This is a genomic window from Pseudomonas sp. 58(2021), from assembly GCF_017491585.1.
Classification (GTDB): Bacteria; Pseudomonadota; Gammaproteobacteria; order Pseudomonadales; family Pseudomonadaceae; genus Aquipseudomonas; species Aquipseudomonas fluorescens_BT.
Window position 1 is genome coordinate 86,302 of sequence record NZ_JAFGYZ010000019.1, and the last position, 18,938, is coordinate 105,239.

Here is an 18,938-nt window from a genome sequence, read left to right on the forward strand (position 1 = left end):
TCTAAAATGACTGCCAGTGGTTCTTGAGTCATGAAAATGACTGTAGGGGCCGCTTTTGGCTCTAGTCGACCCTTGGCAAAGCTGCTACTCTCGGCGCGCTTTGTGACTTCTCGGCCTTGTAAAAAGCCAGACTCACCAATAAACAAACACCAATAATAATCGCATCAAATGCGGTGCTGAATTCGCGTTGCTGAGGAGTGGGCTTCCATGATCGAAGACTTTTGGAAGGATAAGTACCCCGCTGGAATTGCTGCCGACATCAATCCAGACGAGTACCCGAATATTCAGGCAGTGTTGAAGCAATCCTGCCAACGCTTCGCCGACAAACCGGCGTTCAGCAACCTGGGCAAGACCATCACCTACGGTGAACTGTACGAATTGTCCGGTGCGTTTGCCGCTTATCTGCAACAGCATACCGACTTGCAGCCCGGTGATCGAATCGCCGTGCAACTGCCCAATGTGTTGCAGTACCCGGTCGCCGTTTTCGGTGCCATCCGCGCCGGCCTGATCGTGGTCAACACCAACCCGCTGTACACCGCGCGGGAAATGGAACACCAGTTCAACGACTCCGGCGCCAAGGCGCTGGTGTGCCTGGCGAACATGGCTCACCTGGCCGAAGCCGTGGTGCCGAAAACCGGGGTCAAACACGTTATCGTCACTGAAGTCGCCGACCTGCTGCCGCCGCTCAAGCGCCTGCTGATCAACAGCGTCATCAAGTACGTGAAGAAAATGGTTCCGGCCTACCACCTGCCCAAAGCCGTCAAGTTCAACGACGTGCTGAGCAAGGGCCAGGGCCAGCCTGTAGCGGAAGCCAATCCGGACAGCGGCGATGTCGCGGTGCTGCAATACACTGGCGGCACCACCGGCGTGGCCAAGGGCGCGATGCTCACCCATCGCAACCTCGTTGCCAACATGCTGCAGTGCAAGGCGCTGATGGGCTCCAACCTCAATGAAGGTTGCGAGATCCTGATCACCCCGCTGCCGCTGTACCACATCTATGCGTTCACCTTTCATTGCATGGCGATGATGCTGATCGGCAACCACAACATCCTGATCAGCAACCCGCGCGACCTGCCGGCGATGGTCAAGGAACTGTCGAAGTGGAAGTTCAGCGGTTTCGTCGGCCTCAACACGCTGTTCGTGGCCCTGTGCAACAACGAAGGTTTCCGCAAGCTGGACTTCTCGGCGTTGAAAGTCACTCTGTCCGGCGGCATGGCTCTGCAACTGGCCGCCGCCGAGCGCTGGAAAGCGGTCACCGGTTGCCCGATCTGCGAAGGTTACGGCATGACCGAAACCAGCCCGGTGGCCACGGTCAACCCGATCCAGAACATCCAGATCGGCACCATCGGCATTCCGGTGCCGTCGACCCTGTGCAAAGTCATCAATGACGCCGGCGTCGAGCAGCCGCTGGGCGAAATCGGCGAGCTGTGCGTCAAGGGCCCGCAAGTGATGAAGGGCTACTGGCAGCGTCAGGAAGCCACCGACGAGATGCTCGACAGCGAAGGCTGGCTGAAGACCGGTGACATCGCGCTGATCCAGCCGGACGGCTACATGCGCATCGTCGATCGCAAGAAAGACATGATCCTGGTCTCCGGTTTCAACGTGTACCCGAACGAATTGGAAGACGTGCTGGCGACCCTGCCGGGCGTGTTGCAGTGTGCGGCCATCGGTATTCCGGACGAGAAGTCGGGCGAGGCGATCAAGATCTTCATCGTCGCCAAGCCAGGCGTCACGCTGACCAAGGAAACGGTGATGGAGCACATGCGCGCCAACGTCACTGGCTACAAGGTGCCACGTTCGGTGGAGTTCCGCGATGCGCTGCCGACCACCAACGTCGGCAAGATCCTGCGTCGCGAACTGCGCGACGAAGAGCTGAAGAAGATCAAGGCGAAGAGCGCCGCATAAAACAAAAAGCCCCGCAGATGCGGGGCTTTTTGTTGGTGCATGTTGTAGGTTTGTAGTGACTGTTAGGTCGCTTTCGCGAGCAAGCCCGCTCCCACATTCAACCGCGTTCCTCCAATTGGAATACAGGCGAATGTGGGAGCGGGCTTGCCCGCGAAGCTTTTTCTGCTATTGGCGGAACGGCGCGAAGTTCACGTTGGTGCCCGCCGGGCGCATGTCCTGCAGGTAAGAATCCTTGTCGGCACTCAGTTCCAGGCTCAGGGCCGCCTTGCGCTTGCCTTCGTTGCGGATCACCAGGCCTTCGAGCTTTTCGCGCAGAAACACGGTCGGCACTTTCAGGTGCAGCAGTTCGTCGGTGGCCGGGGTGTGCATCAACAGGTGAATCCACTCGTACTGACCGATGGCCAGGCGCGACACCGGCAGATCGAACCACCAGATGTTACGGTTGCGGTTCAGTTCGGCGAAGTGGCAGTTGTTGGTGCCGAGCACGGCACCGCCCAGTTCCTGGTTGCGACGGGCGATGGCCTGCTTTTTATCGAGTTTCATAACATTCCTGCGGGATCGGTTCTGTGGCGCCTGGCGCCCTTATGGTGGGCATTCTCGGGGCTACGCTCGCAAACATAAAGCCCAACCTGCACGCCGCGACGAAATGAAGTTCTGAAAATAAATGAAACTTGGCGCAAACGGGGTCAGTCAATCATTACGTACTGACTTTTCCCCTTCAATGCACCAAGGAGAAACACCATGAGTAGCACAGGCGATAAAGTAAAAGGCATGGCCAACGAAGCCGTCGGCAACGTCAAGCAAGGCGTCGGTAAAGCTACCGACAACACCAGGCTGCAAGCCGAAGGCAAACTGCAAGAGAAGAAAGGCGAGGCCCAGCAAGCGGTGGGCAAAGCCAAGGACGCGATCAAGAAAGGCGTCGACAAGGCTTGATCCAGCCTTGAACGAAACACCGAAGCGGCCATCCAAGGATGGCCGTTTTTGTGTGTCGTTCACATGCAGTCACGGATCACAGTGTTTCAGAGTCGCCAAGTAGGCTACTTTGATGAGAGAAAACGGCCCCAGTCGCCACGACTTCAACCTGTTTTGCGGCGAAAGGAGACGCGAATGATTTTCCCCGACATGAAAGGCCTGCCCCTGCACCGGGTCATCGTGCGCACCGTCACCGAGTTCATGGACGACGAGATGTCGACCTATGCCTCGGCACTGGCCTACCAGATGCTGTTCTCGCTGTTCCCGTTCATTCTGTTCCTGATTGCCCTGATCGGTTTCCTGCACCTGCCGGACTTCTTTTCCTGGCTGCGTCTGCAATCGGAGTTGGTGTTGCCGCCCCAGGCGCTGGAGCAGGTCAACCCGGTGATCGATCAGTTGCAACAGTCCAAGGGCGGCCTGCTTTCCGTGGGTATCGTCATCGCCCTGTACACCGCGTCCGCCGGTGTGCGCCTGATGATGAGCGCGATGAATGCGGCCTACGACGTGGTCGAAGGCCGGCCGATCTGGAAGCGCTTCCCGCTGTCGATTTTCTACACCGTCGGCATCGCCGGCATGCTGCTGGCCGCCGCGGCGCTGATGGTGCTGGGGCCTCAGGTGATGGGCTGGATTGCCGGTCAGGTCGGGCTGGAAGATTTCATCGTCACGGTGTGGACCATCGCCCGCTGGCCGGTGATCGTGATCCTGATGATGGTGGCCGTCGCCTTGATCTACTACGTGATGCCCGACGTCAAACAGGAGTTCCGCTTCATCACCCCGGGCTCGGTGCTGGCGGTGGTGGTGTGGATCATCGCCTCCCTGGGTTTCGCGTTCTACGTCAAGACCTTCGCCAACTACAACGCCATGTATGGCAGCATCGGTGCGATCATCGTGCTGTTGCTGTATTTCTATATTTCCTCTGCCGTGTTGTTGCTCGGCGCGGAGATGAATGCGGTGATCGAACACATGTCCAGCGAGGGCAAGGATTCGGGCGAGAAAGTGCCCGGCGAACTCGATGAACATCCCAAACAACACGTTTCCGGTCTCGGGCGCGATCACTCGCTCAAGCCGAACGCAGACGAAGCCTGATCATGATCCGTGAAATCCTGAAGATGGGCGACGAGCGCCTGCTGCGCATTGCCCCGCCGGTGCCGGCCGAGATGTTCGACAGCCCGCAATTGTGGCAACTGATCGACGACATGTTCCAGACCATGGAAAGCGTCGGTGGTGTTGGCCTGGCCGCACCGCAGATCGGCGTCGACCTGCAACTGGTGATCTTCGGCTTCGAGCACAGCGAGCGTTACCCGGACGCCGAAGCCGTGCCGCAGACGATCCTGATCAATCCGCTGATCACGCCGTTGAGCCCGCTGATGGAAGAGGGCTTTGAAGGCTGTCTGTCAGTGCCCGGTCTGCGTGGCGCGGTGGATCGTTATCAACAGATCCGCTACGAGGGTTTCGATCCCAAGGGCGAGCCGATCGTGCGCGTGGCCTCGGGATTCCATGCGCGGGTGGTGCAGCATGAGTGCGACCACCTGATCGGACGGCTGTACCCGTCGCGCATCACCGATTTCAGCAAGTTCGGTTTTACCGAAGTGATGTTCCCGGATCTCGATCCCGACGCCGACGATTGATCAGCCAGTGCGCGGCGCCAGCTCCATGGCAATCATCGGCTTGCTCCGCGCATAACGGCTCAGGCGCTCGGCCATGGCCTGGGGCAGGGCGGGGTCGAAGGTGAAGCCGCGTCGCTCATAGAATTCGCGCAGGTCCGGGTGGCAGAACAGCCACACCGGCGCCTCCACATCTTTCACCGCCGCCGCGATCAATTGCGCAGCGATGCCCTGTTCGCGGCACGCAGGGGCGACGAACAAGCCGGTCAGCCAATGCCCGCCGAACACCGGCCGCAGACACAGCGCAGCCACGATTTCCTCCCGCCGCGCCACCCACAATTGCGCCTCGCGCACCGCTTTCATCGACGATTGATGCTGGCGGTAGAACTTGTTCATCAAGGGCCAGGACAGGTCGTCGAGCTGGCTGTAACGGGTGTCGGTCATGAATCGGACTGCCGGTGCAAAAGTCGCGGATTATAAAACAACGTCCTCGCCGGGATAGGTGTATACCTGATCTCACATCCCCTCTGAGTGGAGTACGCATCATGTCCAAAGGTATGGATTCGAAGAAAGCCGCGAAGAAGAAACCGGCCAAGACCGCGATCGAGAAACGCCACGAGAAAAGAGCGAAAAAAGTCGACATTTTTGGCCATTGATCACGCCTTTCGGGAGCCCGGATCCGGGCTCCCGTCTTGTCCTTGAAAGCAGCCCGCAAAAATAATCTGCAAGATTTCCCGATGGTGTTGCACAGAACGATCAGACCCTCGTTCCGAGCCACGCCATGTCCCATTATTTCGACGACGCCCATCGCCAACAGATCGAAGCCCTGCGCCAACGCTTCACCGCCCGTACCGAGTGGCCGACCTGGCTGCTGCTGATTGGCGTGTATGTTGGCTGGTTCTGCGTGATGCTCGGCAGCGAATGGCTCGGTCTCTGGTGGAGCACGCTGCTGCTGATTCCGTTGCTGGTGCTGTGGCTGTCGGTGCAGCACGAATTACTCCATGGCCATCCGACGCGCTGGATCTTCGTCAACAAAGTCCTCGGCTACGCGCCGTTCGCCGTGTGGTATCCCTACACGCTCTATCGTGACAGCCATTTGCAGCACCATCGCGATGAAGACCTGACGATCCCCGGCCTCGACCCCGAAAGCCGTTACCTGAGCGCCCAGCGCTGGCAGGGCAGTTCGCTGTTCGAACGCAGCCTGCACTGGCTGAACAAGACTGTGCTTGGTCGATTCGTCCTCGGCGCGCCGCTGGCCTTGCTGACGCTGGCCGGTGAAGAACTGCAACGCCTCAAAAGCGGCGAACGGCAGGCCTGGCTGATGTGGCTGACCCACGGTGCCTTGACCGTGCTGATGCTGGTGTTCATTGCCCGCTACAGCGTGTTGCCGGTCTGGCATTACCTGCTGCTGATCAGCATCCCGGCGCTGTCGATTGCGATGGTCCGCTCCTACTATGAGCATCGGCCCCACGCACAACCGCAGCAGCGCACAGTGCTCAATGAAGCCGGATGGCCATGGCGCTGGCTGTTCCTGAACCTTAATTTCCATCTGGTGCACCACGATTTGCCGAAGCTGGCGTGGTACGACTTGCCCAAGGCCTATCGCATGCGCCGGGAGCAATGGGTCGAACGCAGCGGCGGATTTCTGGTACAGGGTTATGGGCAATTGTGGCGCCGGCACGGCATCAAGCCGATCGACAGTCCGCAGCATCCATTCATTTGAGACCACCATGACGTCAGGTTACGCAGAGCTGTTGATGTACATCGCCCCCGAGCCGATCCGCGCGGCGAACGAGCAGTGGCTGGCGCGGATTCTCGAACACCTCGGCGGTTCGCGGCTCGATGCCGAGGGCTTGTCCTTGCTCGAACTCTGGCGCTCGCCCGAGTTGCTGTTGACCCAGACCTGCGGTTACCCGTTGATGACCGCGTTGCGTGGCCAGGTCAGGATTGTCGGCCGTCCGCGCTACGAGTTGCCGGACGCCAGCGCGGGTCATCATTGCAGCCTGATCCTCAGCCGCGCCGATGATCCGCGCCGCAGTCTGGCGGCGTTCTTCGACAGTCGTGGGGTGATCAACAGCGAAGACTCCAACAGCGGCATGAACCTGTTGCGCCAGCGCCTGGCGCCGTTGCAGCGGGACGGGCGGTTTTTCGCTTCGGTGGGTCTTAGTGGCGGACATCGGGAAAGCCTGCGCTGGTTGCGCGAAGACCGCGCCGATCTGGCGGCCATCGACAGTGTGACCTTCGCGTACCTGGCGCAGCACGCCGCTGAAGAGGTCGGCGGATTGCGGGTGGTGGCGCGCAGTGCGTTCAGCCCGACCTTGCCCTTCATCACCGCAGCCAGTACGACGCACGAGCAGATCGAACACCTGCGCCGGGCCATGAACCGCAGCCTGCAAGACTTGCCCGATGTGGCCCGCATGCTCGGTTTGCCCGATGTCCTGCCCGCCAGCGAAAGCGATTACCTCGTTCTGCTGGATTATCAGCGCGAGGCCGAAGAACTGGGTTATGGCCGCTTGCGTTAGTGGCTTCTTGTAATGCACTAATGGAATATAAGAATTCTTTTTAAGTATTTTTAACGCATAAGGCACCTTGCTAGGATCGCGCCACCGGACGACCGGACATTCAGCGACCCTTGACCAAGGAGCCCCCATGTCCGGCGCCGACTCATCCCATCGCAATCATGTGAACACCTTGTTTCGCGACCATTACCAGTGGTTGTGCACACGTCTGCGTCGGCAATCGAATGATGCGGCCACCGCCGAAGACATCGCCGCCGAAACCTTCGCGCAACTGCTCGAAGCGCCGGGCCTGACCGCCATCCGCGAACCCCGCGCCTTGCTCACCACCATTGCCCAACGCCTGCTGTACGAGCGCTGGCGGCGGGGCGACCTGGAGCGTCGGCATCTGAATCAACTGCAACAAGTGGATCTCGATCACGCCCCGTCTCCCGAAGAACTCGCCGATCTGTCGCAGAGCCTCAAGCACCTGGACCGGACACTCCAACGCCTCCCGGGCAAGGTGCGCTCGACCTTTCTGCTGGCCCGCATCGACGGCCTGACCTACCCGCAAATCGCTGCCGAACTGGGCATCTCCCAGCGTTCGGTGAGCCTGTACATGACCCGTTCCCAGGCCCTGTGCAACCGCCACAGCGCCAACCAAACCCTGATTTCCTCCCAGAACAAGAGGTCCGCATGAGATCGATCAAAACCCTGCTCGGCAGTTCGCTGCTGGCCCTGACCCTGACTGCCGGGCACGCCGTGGCAGTGGAAAAAGCCGCGCCGATTCACTTCGGCGACATCACCTGGGAAAGTGGCAGCTTCATCACCGAAGTACTGCGCCTGATCGTTGAAAAAGGTTATGGCTACCCGACCGACACGCTGCCGGGCAGCACCGTCAGCCTGGAAGCGGCGCTGGCGAAAAACGACATTCAAGTGATCGGCGAGGAGTGGGCCGGGCGCAGTCCGGCGTGGGTCAAGGCTGCTGCCGAGGGCAAGGTGTTCGGCCTTGGCGACACGGTGAAGGGCGCTACCGAAGGCTGGTGGGTGCCGGAATACGTGATCAAGGGCGACCCCGAGCGCGGGATCAAACCGCTGGCGCCGGAGCTGAAATCGGTGGCCGACCTGCCGCGCTACAAGGATGTGTTCAAGGATCCGGAAGACCCGAGCCGTGGGCGTTTCCTCAATAGCCCGACCGGCTGGACCTCGGAAATCGTCAACAGCCAGAAGCTCAAGGCCTATGCGCTGAACGACAGTTACGTCAACTTCCGCACCGGTTCCGGCGCGGCGCTGGATGCCGAGGTGGCGTCGTCGATCAAGCGCGGCAAACCGGTGCTGTTCTACTACTGGTCGCCGACGCCGCTGCTCGGTCGCTTCAAACTGGTGAAGCTCGAAGAGCCGCCGTTCGACGCCGACGCCTGGAAAACCCTGGCCGATGCCAACAACCCCCATCCGAAAGGCACCCGCTCGATGCCGGCGAGCCTGGCAATTGGCGTGTCGGCGCCGTTCAAGGCACAGTACCCGGAACTGGTGACATTCTTTGAAAAGGTCGACTTGCCGATCGATCTGCTGAACCAGACCCTGGCCGGGATGAGCGAGAAGCGTCAGCAGCCACGCCAGGTCGCCGAAGCGTTCCTGCGTGATCAACCGCAAGTGTGGAAGCCTTGGGTGCCGGGTGATGTGGCGAACAAGGTGAGCGGCAGTCTGTAGTTCTTTCCTGATATTCCTGTAGCGACTGTTACTCCGTCTTCGCGAGCAGGCTCGCTCCCCCAGGTGTTGCGCCACTTTGAATATTGCGCAGGACCCTGTGGGAGCGAGCCTGCTCGCGAAAGCGATAGATCAAACAAGCCGAATTCGCTGAACCGTTTCTTGTCCGCTTTTTGTCCTTATTCCCCGTGGTGCTGGCCGACTAGTGGCCTTGCGCAAGGCTTTACGCTGTCTATGCTCAAACCTAACTAACTATGTCGACCGTCATCCAAAGCGCCTCGACGGCATTAGGTTAGCCACGAACAAAGCTGCCAGAGTGCGCAATCCAAGGCACCGGACACTGAACCGACAAGGAGCATGTTTTTAAATGGAAGTTCTTCTACACGTTAGGAATGGCCCGCCTGCGGGCTATCAAGAGAAGGATGTCTTGATTAAAGCGTTGCTACATGGACTCTTTGATTAATCATCGTTTATCACCTGACAACTTCCTCCTGTGGAGGAAGGCGTGTGCCTGTTCTCTGGAACGTAGTGGTGGATTCTGAAAGACCCGAACTTTCATCAAATCAAAAGAACGCGCGGAAGGTGATAGAGACATGTTCAACCTACATCACAAGGCTGACCTGCAGGAAATCGAGCGCTTCAGCTGTGCCCTGACCGAAACCAACGCGAAGTTGGCGGCGATCAGCCGTTCGATGGCAATGATCGAATTCACCCCCGAGGGCATCGTGCTGGATGCCAATGAGAACTTCTGCAAGACCATGGGTTACAGCGCCGAAGAAGTGCGTGGCAAACATCACCGGATCTTTTGTGAAGAGGCGTTTTACCGCAGCGAGGAATACGCCAAGTTGTGGCGTGACCTGGCCCGTGGCGAACCCATCAGCGGCACTTTCCTGCGCTTGAACAAAAGCGGTCGGGAGATCTGGCTGGAAGCCAGTTACATGCCGGTGTATGGCCCGGACAAACAAGTCCGAAGTGTGATCAAAGTGGCGGCGGACATCACCGCGCGCGTGAACAAGGAAAAGGAAGAAGAAAGCATGCTGGCCGCCATCGGCCGTTCGATGGCGGTGATCGAGTTCACCCCGCAAGGCAATGTAATCACCGCCAACGACAACTTTCTCAAGACCATGCAGTACTCGCTCAACGAAATCGTCGGCCATCACCACAGTCTGTTCTGTCATCGCGTCGAAGCCGAGTCTGCGCAATACAAGGCCTTTTGGGCATCGCTCAATCGCGGCGAATATCACTCGCACCGCTTCGAGCGCAAGAACAAGTCCGGGCAAACCGTTTACCTCGAAGCTTCTTACAACCCGCTGTTCGACGCCAAGGGCCGGTTGTACAAAGTGGTGAAGTTCGCCAGCGACATCACCCATCAGATGACCACGCTGCAGACCGCTGCGGAATCGGCCCACAGCACCTCGGTACAAAACGACGCCTGCGCGCAAAAAGGCTCACAGGTCGTGCAGCAAACGGTACAGATCATTCAGGACATTTCCCGCGACCTCAACGAAGCGGCGCTGAGCATCGATGCGGTCAGCAAACAGTCGGACATCATCGGCACCATCGTCCAGACCATTCGCGGGATTGCCGACCAGACCAACCTGCTGGCGCTCAACGCGGCCATCGAAGCAGCGCGGGCCGGTGAGCACGGGCGTGGTTTTGCGGTGGTGGCGGACGAGGTGCGCAGTCTTGCGGCGCGGACCAGCCAGGCGACCCTGGAGATCGTCGATGTGGTGCGCAAGAACCATGAGCTGTCACTGAGCGCAGTGTCGAGCATGCAGTCGAGCCTGAGCCGCACCGGGCTCGGGGTGGAACTGGCGAACGAGGCGGGCGACGCAATCCGGGAGATCCAGCAGGGTTCGCGGCATGTGGTGGATGCGATCAGCCAGTTCAATGAGACTTTGCAGTTGAACTGACGGTTTCACGGCTGAAAAAAAGGATCCCCGGTGGGGATCCTTTTTTATTGCGCCGCTGCGCAGCGTGATGCGGGTCAGAGTGAAGCGAGGAACTTGTCTGCCGACTGGTCGCTGATCTTGGCCGAGTTGGCGTCCTGTTTGTTCTGTTTCTCGGCTTCGGCCAGCTTCATCTTGTCCTGCAGTCGCTCGGCGATCTCTTTGCCGATGGCCAGTTGTTTCTCCGGCGGCATGGCTTTGATGTCGTCCTCGGTCAGGCCCATTTCCTGAAGGATACTGTCGCGCAGACGCTGTTCCGGCGTTTTGCTCATGTAGTCCTTGAACTCGTCCAGGGCCGATGAGCCTGTGGATTTGCTCGGCGAAGTATCGGAGGTTTGCAGGGCGACACGGGTCTTGGCGAATGCTTCGTCGACGTTGTCGCTGATGCGGGTGGCTTCGCCGACTTGCCGGGTCGCCAGTTGGGTGGCCGATTCCTGCACTTTGGCGGTGGCTTCGGCGGTTTGCGCCTGGGCCTGGTTTTGCAGGGTCTGCAGCATCGCGCCGTGCAGGCCGCCTTGCAGACCGGCCGCTGCCGTGGCGGTTGCATCGTCATTCAGCGGCTTGGGCAGGTGAATGATTTGCTGTTGTTTTGCACTGACCAACATGATGAAAGGACCTGTAGGTAATGACTGTCAGTCCTGGACAGCAAATACCGTGCCTTTCGAATAAGTCCTTTTATTTCAATGGCTTGTTGTTTCGCGTGAGCCAGCGAAGCGGTCATCCCTTGCCGGTGGGCGGCAGAGGATGACCGTTGTCCGTCAGCGATGGGCGATGTTTTCCAGGGCGAGGTTGCGGGTGCGGGGGCCGAAGTAGCCGATGGTCAACATCACGATCAGCATGCTGGCGACGATGAACGCCAACACGCCCGGCGTGCCGAAGTGGTCGAGGAACAAACCGATCAGCAGGCTGCTGAACACCGTCGACAAGCGACTGAACGAATAGCAGAACCCCACGGCCCGGGCGCGGATGTTGGTGGGGAACAATTCGCTCTGATAGGAGTGATAACTGAAGCTCAGCCAGGCGTTGCAGAAGGTGATCATCACCCCGCAGAAGATCAGGCCGAAGGCGCTGGTCTGCAACGCGAACAAGGTGCCGAAGCTCATGGCGCCGAGGGCCGAGCCGACGATCTGCCACTTGTTCTCGAAGCGGTTGGCGAATTTGACGAACAGCAACGGCCCGAGCGGGTAGGCGAGGGTGATGATGAACGCGTACATCAGGCTGTGAGTGACGCTGACACCCTGACCGGAAAGCAGCGCCGGCAGCCAGTTGCCGAAGCCGAAAAAGCCGATGGCCTGGAAGATGTGAAAGACGATCAGCATCAACGCGCGGCGGCGGTAGGGTGGTTGCCAGATATCGGCGAAACGGCCCTTGCCCTCGACATCGACTGCCACGGCTTCCGGTGCGTCGAGTGGCTGGCGATGATCTTTCTCACAGCGCGCCTCAATGTCGTCGAGAATCCGGTTCGCCTCATCGAAACGGCCATGCTGGGCCAGCCAGCGCGGCGACTCCGGCAGACGCTTGCGCAGCCACCAGATGAACAGCGCAAACACTGCGCTGGCCAACACGACCCAACGCCAGCCGGACACCCCGAACGGCGCCTGCGGCACCAGCCACCAGGACATCAACGCCACTGCTGGCACCGACAGGAACTGCACGAAAAACGCGAAAGCGAACGCCGAACTGCGCATGCGCTTGGGCACCAGTTCCGAGAGGTAGGCGTCGATGGTCACCAGTTCGATGCCGAGGCCGATGCCCACCAGAAAACGCATGCAGATGATCCCCAGCGCCGAACTCTGCACGCCCATCAAAACTGTGGCGACGGTGTACCAGACCAGCGCGAAGGTGAAGATCGCCCGCCGCCCGAAACGGTCCGCCATCGGGCTCAGCAGGCTGGCACCGAGAAACAGTCCGAGGAACGTCGCCGAGGCGAACGCAGCCTGATCGGAGAACCCGAACACGCCCTGATTGCCAGTGGCGAAAACGCCGTCGCGGATCAGGCCGGGGCTGATGTAGGCGGTCTGGAACAGGTCGTAGAGTTCGAAGAAACCACCGATCGACAGCAGCGCCACCAGCCGCCAGATCGTGGCGACTGCCGGGAGGCGGTCGATGCGGGCGGAAATCTCGGCGGCGCGTACCGGGTCAATGCCGTCGCGTTGCGCGGCGGGGGCGTGTGCAGTCATGGGCTGGTCCATTTTTTATTGATGGAAAAGCTTAGCCTGCTATCGGAAATCAAGGATTGTTTATATCGGCGCTTGGCGAGGGAAAACCGCCGATTTTTTGCAATATCCGCTTACCAATTAACGATTTATGTCGCGGGCTGCGGATCCGGCAGCGCAGACGCTGGCAAACCGAACACCTTATCGAACAACCAGTTGAACGCGAAGGTGTAGCAAGGGATGAACATGATCAGCGCCAGATCCAGCAAAAAGGCCTGCACCAGACTGATGTTCATCCACCACGCGATCAGGGGAATCAGGAACACGATCAGCGTCAGTTGAAAGCCGACGGCGTGGGCGATGCGGCGTTTGACCGTGCGGGTACGCGAGGCCTGACGGCTTTCCCAACGCTCGAACAGCGAGGTGTAGATGAAGTTCCAGGTCACGGCGATGGTGGTGATGATCACCGCCAGCGGACCGGTGCTGCCGGGCGAGGTGCCGGACAACAGGGCCAGGCCGAGGGCCGAGAAGGTCATGCCGATCACTTCATAGAGCGACACATAAACCAGTTTGCGTTTGACGCCTTGCATGGGGAATTGCCTCTTTCTTGCGACTTGTGGCCAGTGGGGCTGGCGAAGGCGACGAAAGATAGCTTCAATGGAGGTGACAGAAAAAGTCAGTAGCTTTCAGTTTTATTGATAGGTGTGCGAAGTGAATTTCAACAGTGAAAGCATCGAGCTGTTTCTCGCCGTGATCGAGCGCGGCTCGTTTTCCGCGGCTGCCAGGGCATTGGGAAAAGTCCCGTCGGCGGTGAGCATGGCCATCGGCAATCTTGAAGCCGAACTCGGCTACCCGCTGTTCGACCGTCGTCACCGAGAACCGCAACCCACGGCGATGGCGCTGTCGCTGGTTCCCCATGCGCGATTGATCGCCGATCAGCTCAAGCAATTGCAGGTGCACGCGGTGCAGTTGTCGTTGGGGCTGGAGAGCAAGTTGTCGATCGGCGTGGCGGCGGATATCGATCGCCGACGGTTGCTGACGGCGATCAAGGACATCAGTGAGCGCCATCCGCTGCTCGACATTGAAGTGCTGACCGCGCCACAGGACGATGTGCTGGCGATGCTCCACAGTGGTCGGATCAGCGTGTGCCTGGCGTTCGCCGGGTTGAGCGTGAATGTGCTGGAGCGTTTTCAGTTTGTCGGCACTGAGCGGATGATCGCCACGCTGGCGGCGGACAGTCCGCTGTTGCAGGGGCAGGACCTGTTTCTCGAGGATCTGGTGCATGTCCGGCAGATCGTCGTCGGCAGTCGCGACTTGCCGATCAGCGAAACCCGGCCGCTGGTGGCCGAATCCCACTGGCGCACCGACAGCCTGGAAACGGCGCTGGAAATGGTCGAGGCGGGGTTGGGCTGGGGCAATTTTCCGTTGTCGGTGGTACAGCCGTGGCTCGATAGCGGACGCTTGAAACGGCTGAATTTTCGCAACATCGAAAACGGTCTGGTGCTGCCGGTGCACGCGGTGTGGCTCAAGAGCCAGCCGTTGCAGAAGGGCGCGCTGGCTCTGGTGGAGTTGCTGGGAGGTTGAGTCAGGTGCTCTCGCGAATCTTCAGTTCGAAGCCCATGTCCTCCACCGGCCGCGCCACGCTGTTACCGGCCATGAGCGTCAGCATCTGCTCCGCCGCACGCTTGCCGATCGCTTCGCGGGGCGTGTTGATGCTGCTCAGGCGCGGCACCATGTGCTCCGACATCGGCAGGTCGTTGAAACCGAGGATCGCCACTTGTTCGGGGATTTTGATTCCGTTGCGCAGCGCTTCCAGCAGGGCGCCCTGGGCCAGGTCGTCATTGCCGAAGAAGATCGCATCGACATCCGGGTGCGCCGCCAGCAGTTGCAGGAACAACTCGCCACCCAGGCCCACGGACGATGAGCGCGGTGTCAGCACTTCCAAATCCGGGTCATAGCGACCAGCCTTCTGCAACGCCTTGCGAAAGCCTTCACCGCGCAGCAGGGTGCGCTGATCGAGTTGCGCGCCGATGTACGCCAGACGCTTGCGGCCACGGGACAGCAAATGCTCGGCGGCGGTTTCCCCGGCGCTGAGCTGGGAGAAACCGACGCAGTTCACCCCGGCGGCGCTGTCCAGTTCCATCATGTACACGCAGGGAATGTTGCTGGCCTCGATCATCCGTCGCGAACTTTCGGTGCGGTCGAAGCCGGTCAGCAGCAAACCGCGTGGCTGATAGGCCATGTAGTTGCGCAGCAGTTTTTCTTCTTCATCACGCGAGTAGTGGAAGTTGCCGATCAGCACTTCAAAGCCTTTGGGCGTCAGCACCCGATGAATGGCTTCCAGGGTGTCGATGAACAGCAGGTTGGACAGCGAAGGCACCAGCACCACCACCGAATGGCTCTGGGCCGACGCCAGGGCGCGGGCGGCGGGGTTGACCACGTAGTTGAGTTCCAGCGCGGCTTTTTGCACTTTTTCCACCAGCTCGGTGGCAACCGTGCTGACCCCGCGCAAGGCGCGCGAGGCGGTAATCGGACTGACCCCGGCCAGCCGGGCAACTTCATTGAGGGTGGGACGGCCGGTGGTGCGGGTGTTTTTATCGTTTTTAGGGGTGGTCATCGGGCGGCTTGCCAAACAAAAATCAAGGCACTAAGGTAGCGCTGTCCTTATGCAGCTGCAAATGCGTAAGCGAGGTCCTGCCTGATCCTCGCTTTTTGGCGTACGGACAAAACCTGCTGCAACCCAAAAAAACGACAAGAAGGCGTCGGCAACTTCTGCCTGTGCACTAGAGTCATAGCTAGCAAAGGTAGCGCTGTCTGCGCGCTGAGGTGTTACATGAATCATCCCATCACCGCCCTGGTCATCATGGGCGTTGCCGGTTGCGGCAAGACGTGCGTCAGCGAGGCCCTGTGCCAATTGAGCGGCGCCACTGCCATTGAAGGCGATACTTTCCATCCGGCCGCGAACATCGAAAAGATGAGCGCGGGGATTCCCCTGAACGACGAAGACCGTGCCGGCTGGCTCGACAGCCTGTGCGATGAACTGCGCCGCGTCGACGCCCTGGGCGAACGTCCGGTGCTGACCTGCTCGGCCCTCAAACACAGTTACCGCGAAGTGCTGCGCAGCGCCTTGCCGGGTCTGGGCTTCGTGTTCCTCGAATTGACGCCTGAAGTGGCCGCCGAACGTGTGTCCCACCGTCCGGGCCACTTCATGCCGGCCACCTTGATCGAAAGCCAGTTCGCCACCCTCGAATCGCCCAAGGGCGAGCCGTTGACCCTGGCCCTGAATGCTTCGATCCACAGCGTTGAAGAACTGGCGTCGCAAGCCCACGTCTGGTGGCAGGCCCATGGCCTGAAACAGGCGGTATGAGTGTGATTGCGAAGATAGCGCTGTCCTTTCGACTTCTGATTAACCCGCTTTAATAACAACAACAAACCAGGAGACACCCCCAATGTTTGGCATGTCCCATGACGCCTACCTGCTGCTTGATGCAGTGGTCACGGTGATCGGGCTTATCGTCCTGATCACCAAGTTCAAGCTCCATCCCTTCATTGCCCTGACCATCGCCGCCGCGTTCCTCGGCCTGACGTCCGGCATGCCGATCGGCACCATCATCAAGGCGTTCCAGGACGGCTTCGGTGGTGTGCTCGGTTTCGTCGGCATCATCCTCGCGCTGGGCACCATGCTCGGCAAAATGATGGCCGAATCCGGCGGTGCCGATCAGATCGCCCAGACCCTGATCCGCGCGTTCGGCAAGGACAAGGTTCAGTGGGCCATGATGTTCGCCGCGTTCCTGGTGGGCATTCCGCTGTTCTTCGAAATCGGCTTCGTGCTGCTGATTCCGCTGGTGTTCATCGTCGCTCGCCGCACCGGTGTGTCGATCATCAAGATCGGTATTCCGCTGCTCGCCGGCCTGTCCGCCGTGCACGGTCTGGTGCCGCCGCACCCGGGCCCGCTGCTGGCCATCGGCGTGTTCGGTGCCGACATCGGCAAGACCATTCTCTACGGTCTGATCGTCGCGCTGCCGACCGCCATCATTGCCGGTCCGATCTTCGGTACGTTCATCGCCAAGCACATCCCGGGTCATCCGAACCAGGAACTGGTCGATCAACTGGCCCGTGAAACCGATTCGACCAAACTGCCAAGCTTCGGCATCACCCTGGTCACCGTGCTGCTACCGGTGTTCCTGATGCTGCTGAAAACCTTCGCTGATGTGGCGCTGCCGGACGGTCATTTCTTCCGCACCTGGATGGACATGATCGGTCACCCGATTTCGGCGCTGCTGCTGGCATTGCTGCTGTCGCTGTACACCTTCGGCGCCAAGCAGGGCATCGGTTCCCAACAGATGCTCAAGTGGCTCGACGCCAGCCTGGCGCCAACCGCCGCGATCATTCTGATCATCGGCGCCGGCGGTGGCTTCAAGCAGATGCTGGTGACCAGCGGTGTGGGCGACGTGATCGGCCACATGGCGGTCAGCGCGCAGATCTCGCCGATCCTGCTGGCGTGGCTGGTGGCGGCGGTGATCCGCATCGCGACCGGTTCGGCCACCGTGGCGACCATCACCGGTGCGGGCATTGTGGTGCCAGTCGTGGGGATGATCCCGGGCGTGAACCGTGAGCTGCTGGTGCTGGCCACCGGTGCCGGCTCCTTGATCCTGTCCCACGTCAACGATGCCGGTTTCTGGCTGGTGAAGCAGTACTTCAACATGACCGTGGCCGAGACCTTCAAGACCTGGACGGCGATGGAAACCATCCTGTCGGTGGTTGGCCTGGGCTTTATTCTGTTGTTGTCGCTGTTCGTTTAACCTCGAACGCAAGACACAAAAAAACCGCAGCGATGCGGTTTTTTTGTGGGGGCAATTCGCGAGTTACTTGGTCACCAGGCCATCCGCCCGGAACATCCCGCGAATCCCGCGTACGGCCTGGCGAATCCGGTCCTGGTTCTCGATCAGCGCGAAGCGCACGTGATCGTCGCCGTACTCACCGAAACCAACGCCCGGCGAGACGCAGACCTTGGCCTCGGCCAGCAGCTTCTTGGCGAACTCCAGCGAACCGAGATGGGCGTAGGCGTCGGGAATCTTCGCCCAAACGTACATCGAGGCTTTCGGGTTCTCGAGCATCCAGCCCAGTTCATGCAGGCCTTTGACCAGCACGTTGCGGCGCTGGCGGTATTGCTCGGCGATGTCGCGCACGCATTGCTGATCGCCTTCCAGCGCAGCAATTGCGGCCACCTGCAGCGGGGTGAAGGTGCCGTAGTCGTGGTAGCTCTTGATTCGCGCCAGGGCGCTGACCAGTTCCGGGTTGCCGACCATGAAACCAATGCGCCAGCCCGCCATGTTGTAGCTCTTGGACAGGGTGAAAAACTCCACCGCGATGTCCTTGGCGCCCGGCACCTGCATGATCGACGGGGCTTTCCAGCCGTCGTAGACGATGTCGGCGTAAGCCAGGTCGTGCACCACCAGCACGTCGTACTGTTTGGCGAGGGCGATCACCCGCTCGAAGAAATCCAGCTCCACGCACTGGGCGGTGGGGTTGGACGGGAAGCCGAGGATCATCATCTTCGGTTTCGGGATCGAGCCGCGAATCGCCCGTTCCAGCTCGGCAAAGAAATCCACGCCCGGTACCAGCGGCACCGACCGCACCTGGGCGCCGGCAATCACGGCACCGTAGATGTGAATCGGGTAGCTCGGGTTCGGCACCAGCACGGTGTCGCCCTGATCCAGGGTCGCCAGCATCAGGTGCGCCAGGCCTTCCTTGGAACCGATGGTGACGATGGCTTCGCTTTCCGGGTCGATCTCGACCTCGTAGCGTTCCTTGTACCAGTTGGAAATCGCCCGACGCAGGCGCGGAATGCCTTTGGACGTGGAGTAACCGTGGGTGTCTTCGCGTTGTGCAACCTGCACCAGTTTTTCAACGATGTGCGGCGGCGTGGCGCCGTCGGGGTTGCCCATGCTCAAGTCGATGATGTCTTCGCCACGACGTCGGGCGGCCATCTTCAGCTCGGCAGTGATGTTGAAAACGTAAGGGGGGAGTCGATCTATGCGCGCAAAGCGGCGCGGCGAACCTTGTTCAGCCATTGTTGCCTCGGATAACGTAAGCGCCCGGAACCGTCCGAGCGACGCTGGTCACTGCGGTGACCTGTGGCGGAAGATA

19 protein-coding genes are annotated in these 18,938 nt (G+C 60.1%); 12 read left to right on the top strand and 7 right to left on the bottom strand.

The window, feature by feature from the left end:
• The first annotated feature begins 207 nt into the window (after positions 1-207).
• Positions 208-1,905 carry a long-chain-fatty-acid--CoA ligase FadD1 gene (gene fadD1 / locus J5M72_RS21305; RefSeq protein ID WP_169431590.1) on the top strand — a complete coding sequence of 566 codons (1,698 nt, stop codon included), beginning with the start codon at positions 208-210 and terminating at the stop codon, positions 1,903-1,905.
• 165 nt (positions 1,906-2,070) lie between these two features.
• On the opposite strand, the gene J5M72_RS21310 is transcribed toward fadD1, so the two are convergent.
• Positions 2,071-2,448 (bottom strand): hypothetical protein, encoded by a 378-nt coding sequence (locus J5M72_RS21310; RefSeq protein WP_007951149.1) that lies wholly within the window; start codon positions 2,446-2,448, stop codon positions 2,071-2,073.
• 198 nt (positions 2,449-2,646) lie between these two features.
• Between J5M72_RS21310 and J5M72_RS21315 the strand changes: the two genes are divergently transcribed.
• From J5M72_RS21315 to def, 3 genes are all read left to right on the top strand, one after another.
• Positions 2,647-2,838, top strand: a complete 192-nt coding sequence (locus tag J5M72_RS21315) for a CsbD family protein (protein WP_065259333.1) — start codon at positions 2,647-2,649, stop codon at positions 2,836-2,838.
• A gap of 174 nt (positions 2,839-3,012) precedes the next feature.
• Positions 3,013-3,963, top strand: coding sequence for a YihY/virulence factor BrkB family protein (locus J5M72_RS21320; protein WP_207866998.1), 951 nt, complete (start codon positions 3,013-3,015; stop codon positions 3,961-3,963).
• 2 nt (positions 3,964-3,965) lie between these two features.
• Complete coding sequence (gene def / locus J5M72_RS21325) at positions 3,966-4,505, top strand: peptide deformylase (protein WP_169431588.1); 540 nt, start codon at positions 3,966-3,968, stop codon at positions 4,503-4,505.
• On the opposite strand, the gene J5M72_RS21330 is transcribed toward def, so the two are convergent.
• Complete coding sequence (locus J5M72_RS21330; protein WP_207866999.1) at positions 4,506-4,925, bottom strand: GNAT family N-acetyltransferase; 420 nt, start codon at positions 4,923-4,925, stop codon at positions 4,506-4,508. It abuts the gene before it with no gap.
• A gap of 337 nt (positions 4,926-5,262) precedes the next feature.
• Between J5M72_RS21330 and J5M72_RS21335 the strand changes: the two genes are divergently transcribed.
• The 5 genes from J5M72_RS21335 (at position 5,263) to J5M72_RS21355 (ending at position 10,596) form a co-directional block, all read left to right on the top strand.
• Complete coding sequence (locus J5M72_RS21335) at positions 5,263-6,204, top strand: fatty acid desaturase (protein ID WP_207867000.1); 942 nt, start codon at positions 5,263-5,265, stop codon at positions 6,202-6,204.
• A 7-nt stretch (positions 6,205-6,211) separates the two neighbouring features.
• A complete protein-coding gene (locus J5M72_RS21340; RefSeq protein WP_207867001.1) occupies positions 6,212-7,003 on the top strand; it encodes a PhnD/SsuA/transferrin family substrate-binding protein in 792 nt (263 codons plus the stop codon).
• A gap of 127 nt (positions 7,004-7,130) precedes the next feature.
• Positions 7,131-7,676, top strand: a complete 546-nt coding sequence (locus J5M72_RS21345; RefSeq protein WP_207867002.1) for a sigma-70 family RNA polymerase sigma factor — start codon at positions 7,131-7,133, stop codon at positions 7,674-7,676.
• Entirely contained in the window at positions 7,673-8,686 is a 1,014-nt protein-coding gene (locus J5M72_RS21350) for an ABC transporter substrate-binding protein (RefSeq protein WP_207867003.1), read from the top strand. The genes J5M72_RS21345 and J5M72_RS21350 overlap by 4 nt, the downstream gene beginning before the upstream one ends.
• A gap of 590 nt (positions 8,687-9,276) precedes the next feature.
• Complete coding sequence (locus tag J5M72_RS21355) at positions 9,277-10,596, top strand: PAS domain-containing methyl-accepting chemotaxis protein (RefSeq protein ID WP_169431582.1); 1,320 nt, start codon at positions 9,277-9,279, stop codon at positions 10,594-10,596.
• 74 nt (positions 10,597-10,670) lie between these two features.
• Here the strand turns inward: J5M72_RS21355 and J5M72_RS21360 are convergent, their stop codons facing one another.
• The 3 genes from J5M72_RS21360 to J5M72_RS21370 all read right to left on the bottom strand — a co-directional run bounded on the left by J5M72_RS21360 (position 10,671) and on the right by J5M72_RS21370 (position 13,378).
• Positions 10,671-11,237, bottom strand: coding sequence for a hypothetical protein (locus J5M72_RS21360; protein WP_207867004.1), 567 nt, complete (start codon positions 11,235-11,237; stop codon positions 10,671-10,673).
• Positions 11,238-11,390: 153 nt separating this feature from the next.
• Entirely contained in the window at positions 11,391-12,812 is a 1,422-nt protein-coding gene (locus J5M72_RS21365) for an MFS transporter (protein ID WP_207867005.1), read from the bottom strand.
• Between the two features lie 125 nt (positions 12,813-12,937).
• Positions 12,938-13,378, bottom strand: coding sequence for a PACE efflux transporter (locus J5M72_RS21370; RefSeq protein WP_207867006.1), 441 nt, complete (start codon positions 13,376-13,378; stop codon positions 12,938-12,940).
• Between the two features lie 121 nt (positions 13,379-13,499).
• Between J5M72_RS21370 and J5M72_RS21375 the strand changes: the two genes are divergently transcribed.
• Positions 13,500-14,372, top strand: coding sequence for a LysR family transcriptional regulator (locus J5M72_RS21375; RefSeq protein ID WP_207867007.1), 873 nt, complete (start codon positions 13,500-13,502; stop codon positions 14,370-14,372).
• A 1-nt stretch (position 14,373) separates the two neighbouring features.
• On the opposite strand, the gene J5M72_RS21380 is transcribed toward J5M72_RS21375, so the two are convergent.
• Entirely contained in the window at positions 14,374-15,405 is a 1,032-nt protein-coding gene (locus J5M72_RS21380; RefSeq protein WP_207867008.1) for a LacI family DNA-binding transcriptional regulator, read from the bottom strand.
• A 216-nt stretch (positions 15,406-15,621) separates the two neighbouring features.
• Between J5M72_RS21380 and J5M72_RS21385 the strand changes: the two genes are divergently transcribed.
• Together J5M72_RS21385 and J5M72_RS21390 are read left to right on the top strand one after the other, a co-directional pair.
• A complete protein-coding gene (locus J5M72_RS21385; protein ID WP_064598881.1) occupies positions 15,622-16,155 on the top strand; it encodes a gluconokinase in 534 nt (177 codons plus the stop codon).
• An 82-nt stretch (positions 16,156-16,237) separates the two neighbouring features.
• The gene (locus J5M72_RS21390; protein ID WP_169431577.1) at positions 16,238-17,590 is read left to right on the top strand and encodes a GntP family permease; all 1,353 of its coding nucleotides are present in this window, start codon (positions 16,238-16,240) and stop codon (positions 17,588-17,590) included.
• 63 nt (positions 17,591-17,653) lie between these two features.
• Here the strand turns inward: J5M72_RS21390 and alaC are convergent, their stop codons facing one another.
• Positions 17,654-18,862: an alanine transaminase gene (gene alaC / locus J5M72_RS21395; RefSeq protein WP_207867009.1), complete on the bottom strand. Its 1,209-nt coding sequence runs from the start codon at positions 18,860-18,862 to the stop codon at positions 17,654-17,656.
• Positions 18,863-18,938: the final 76 nt, after the last annotated feature.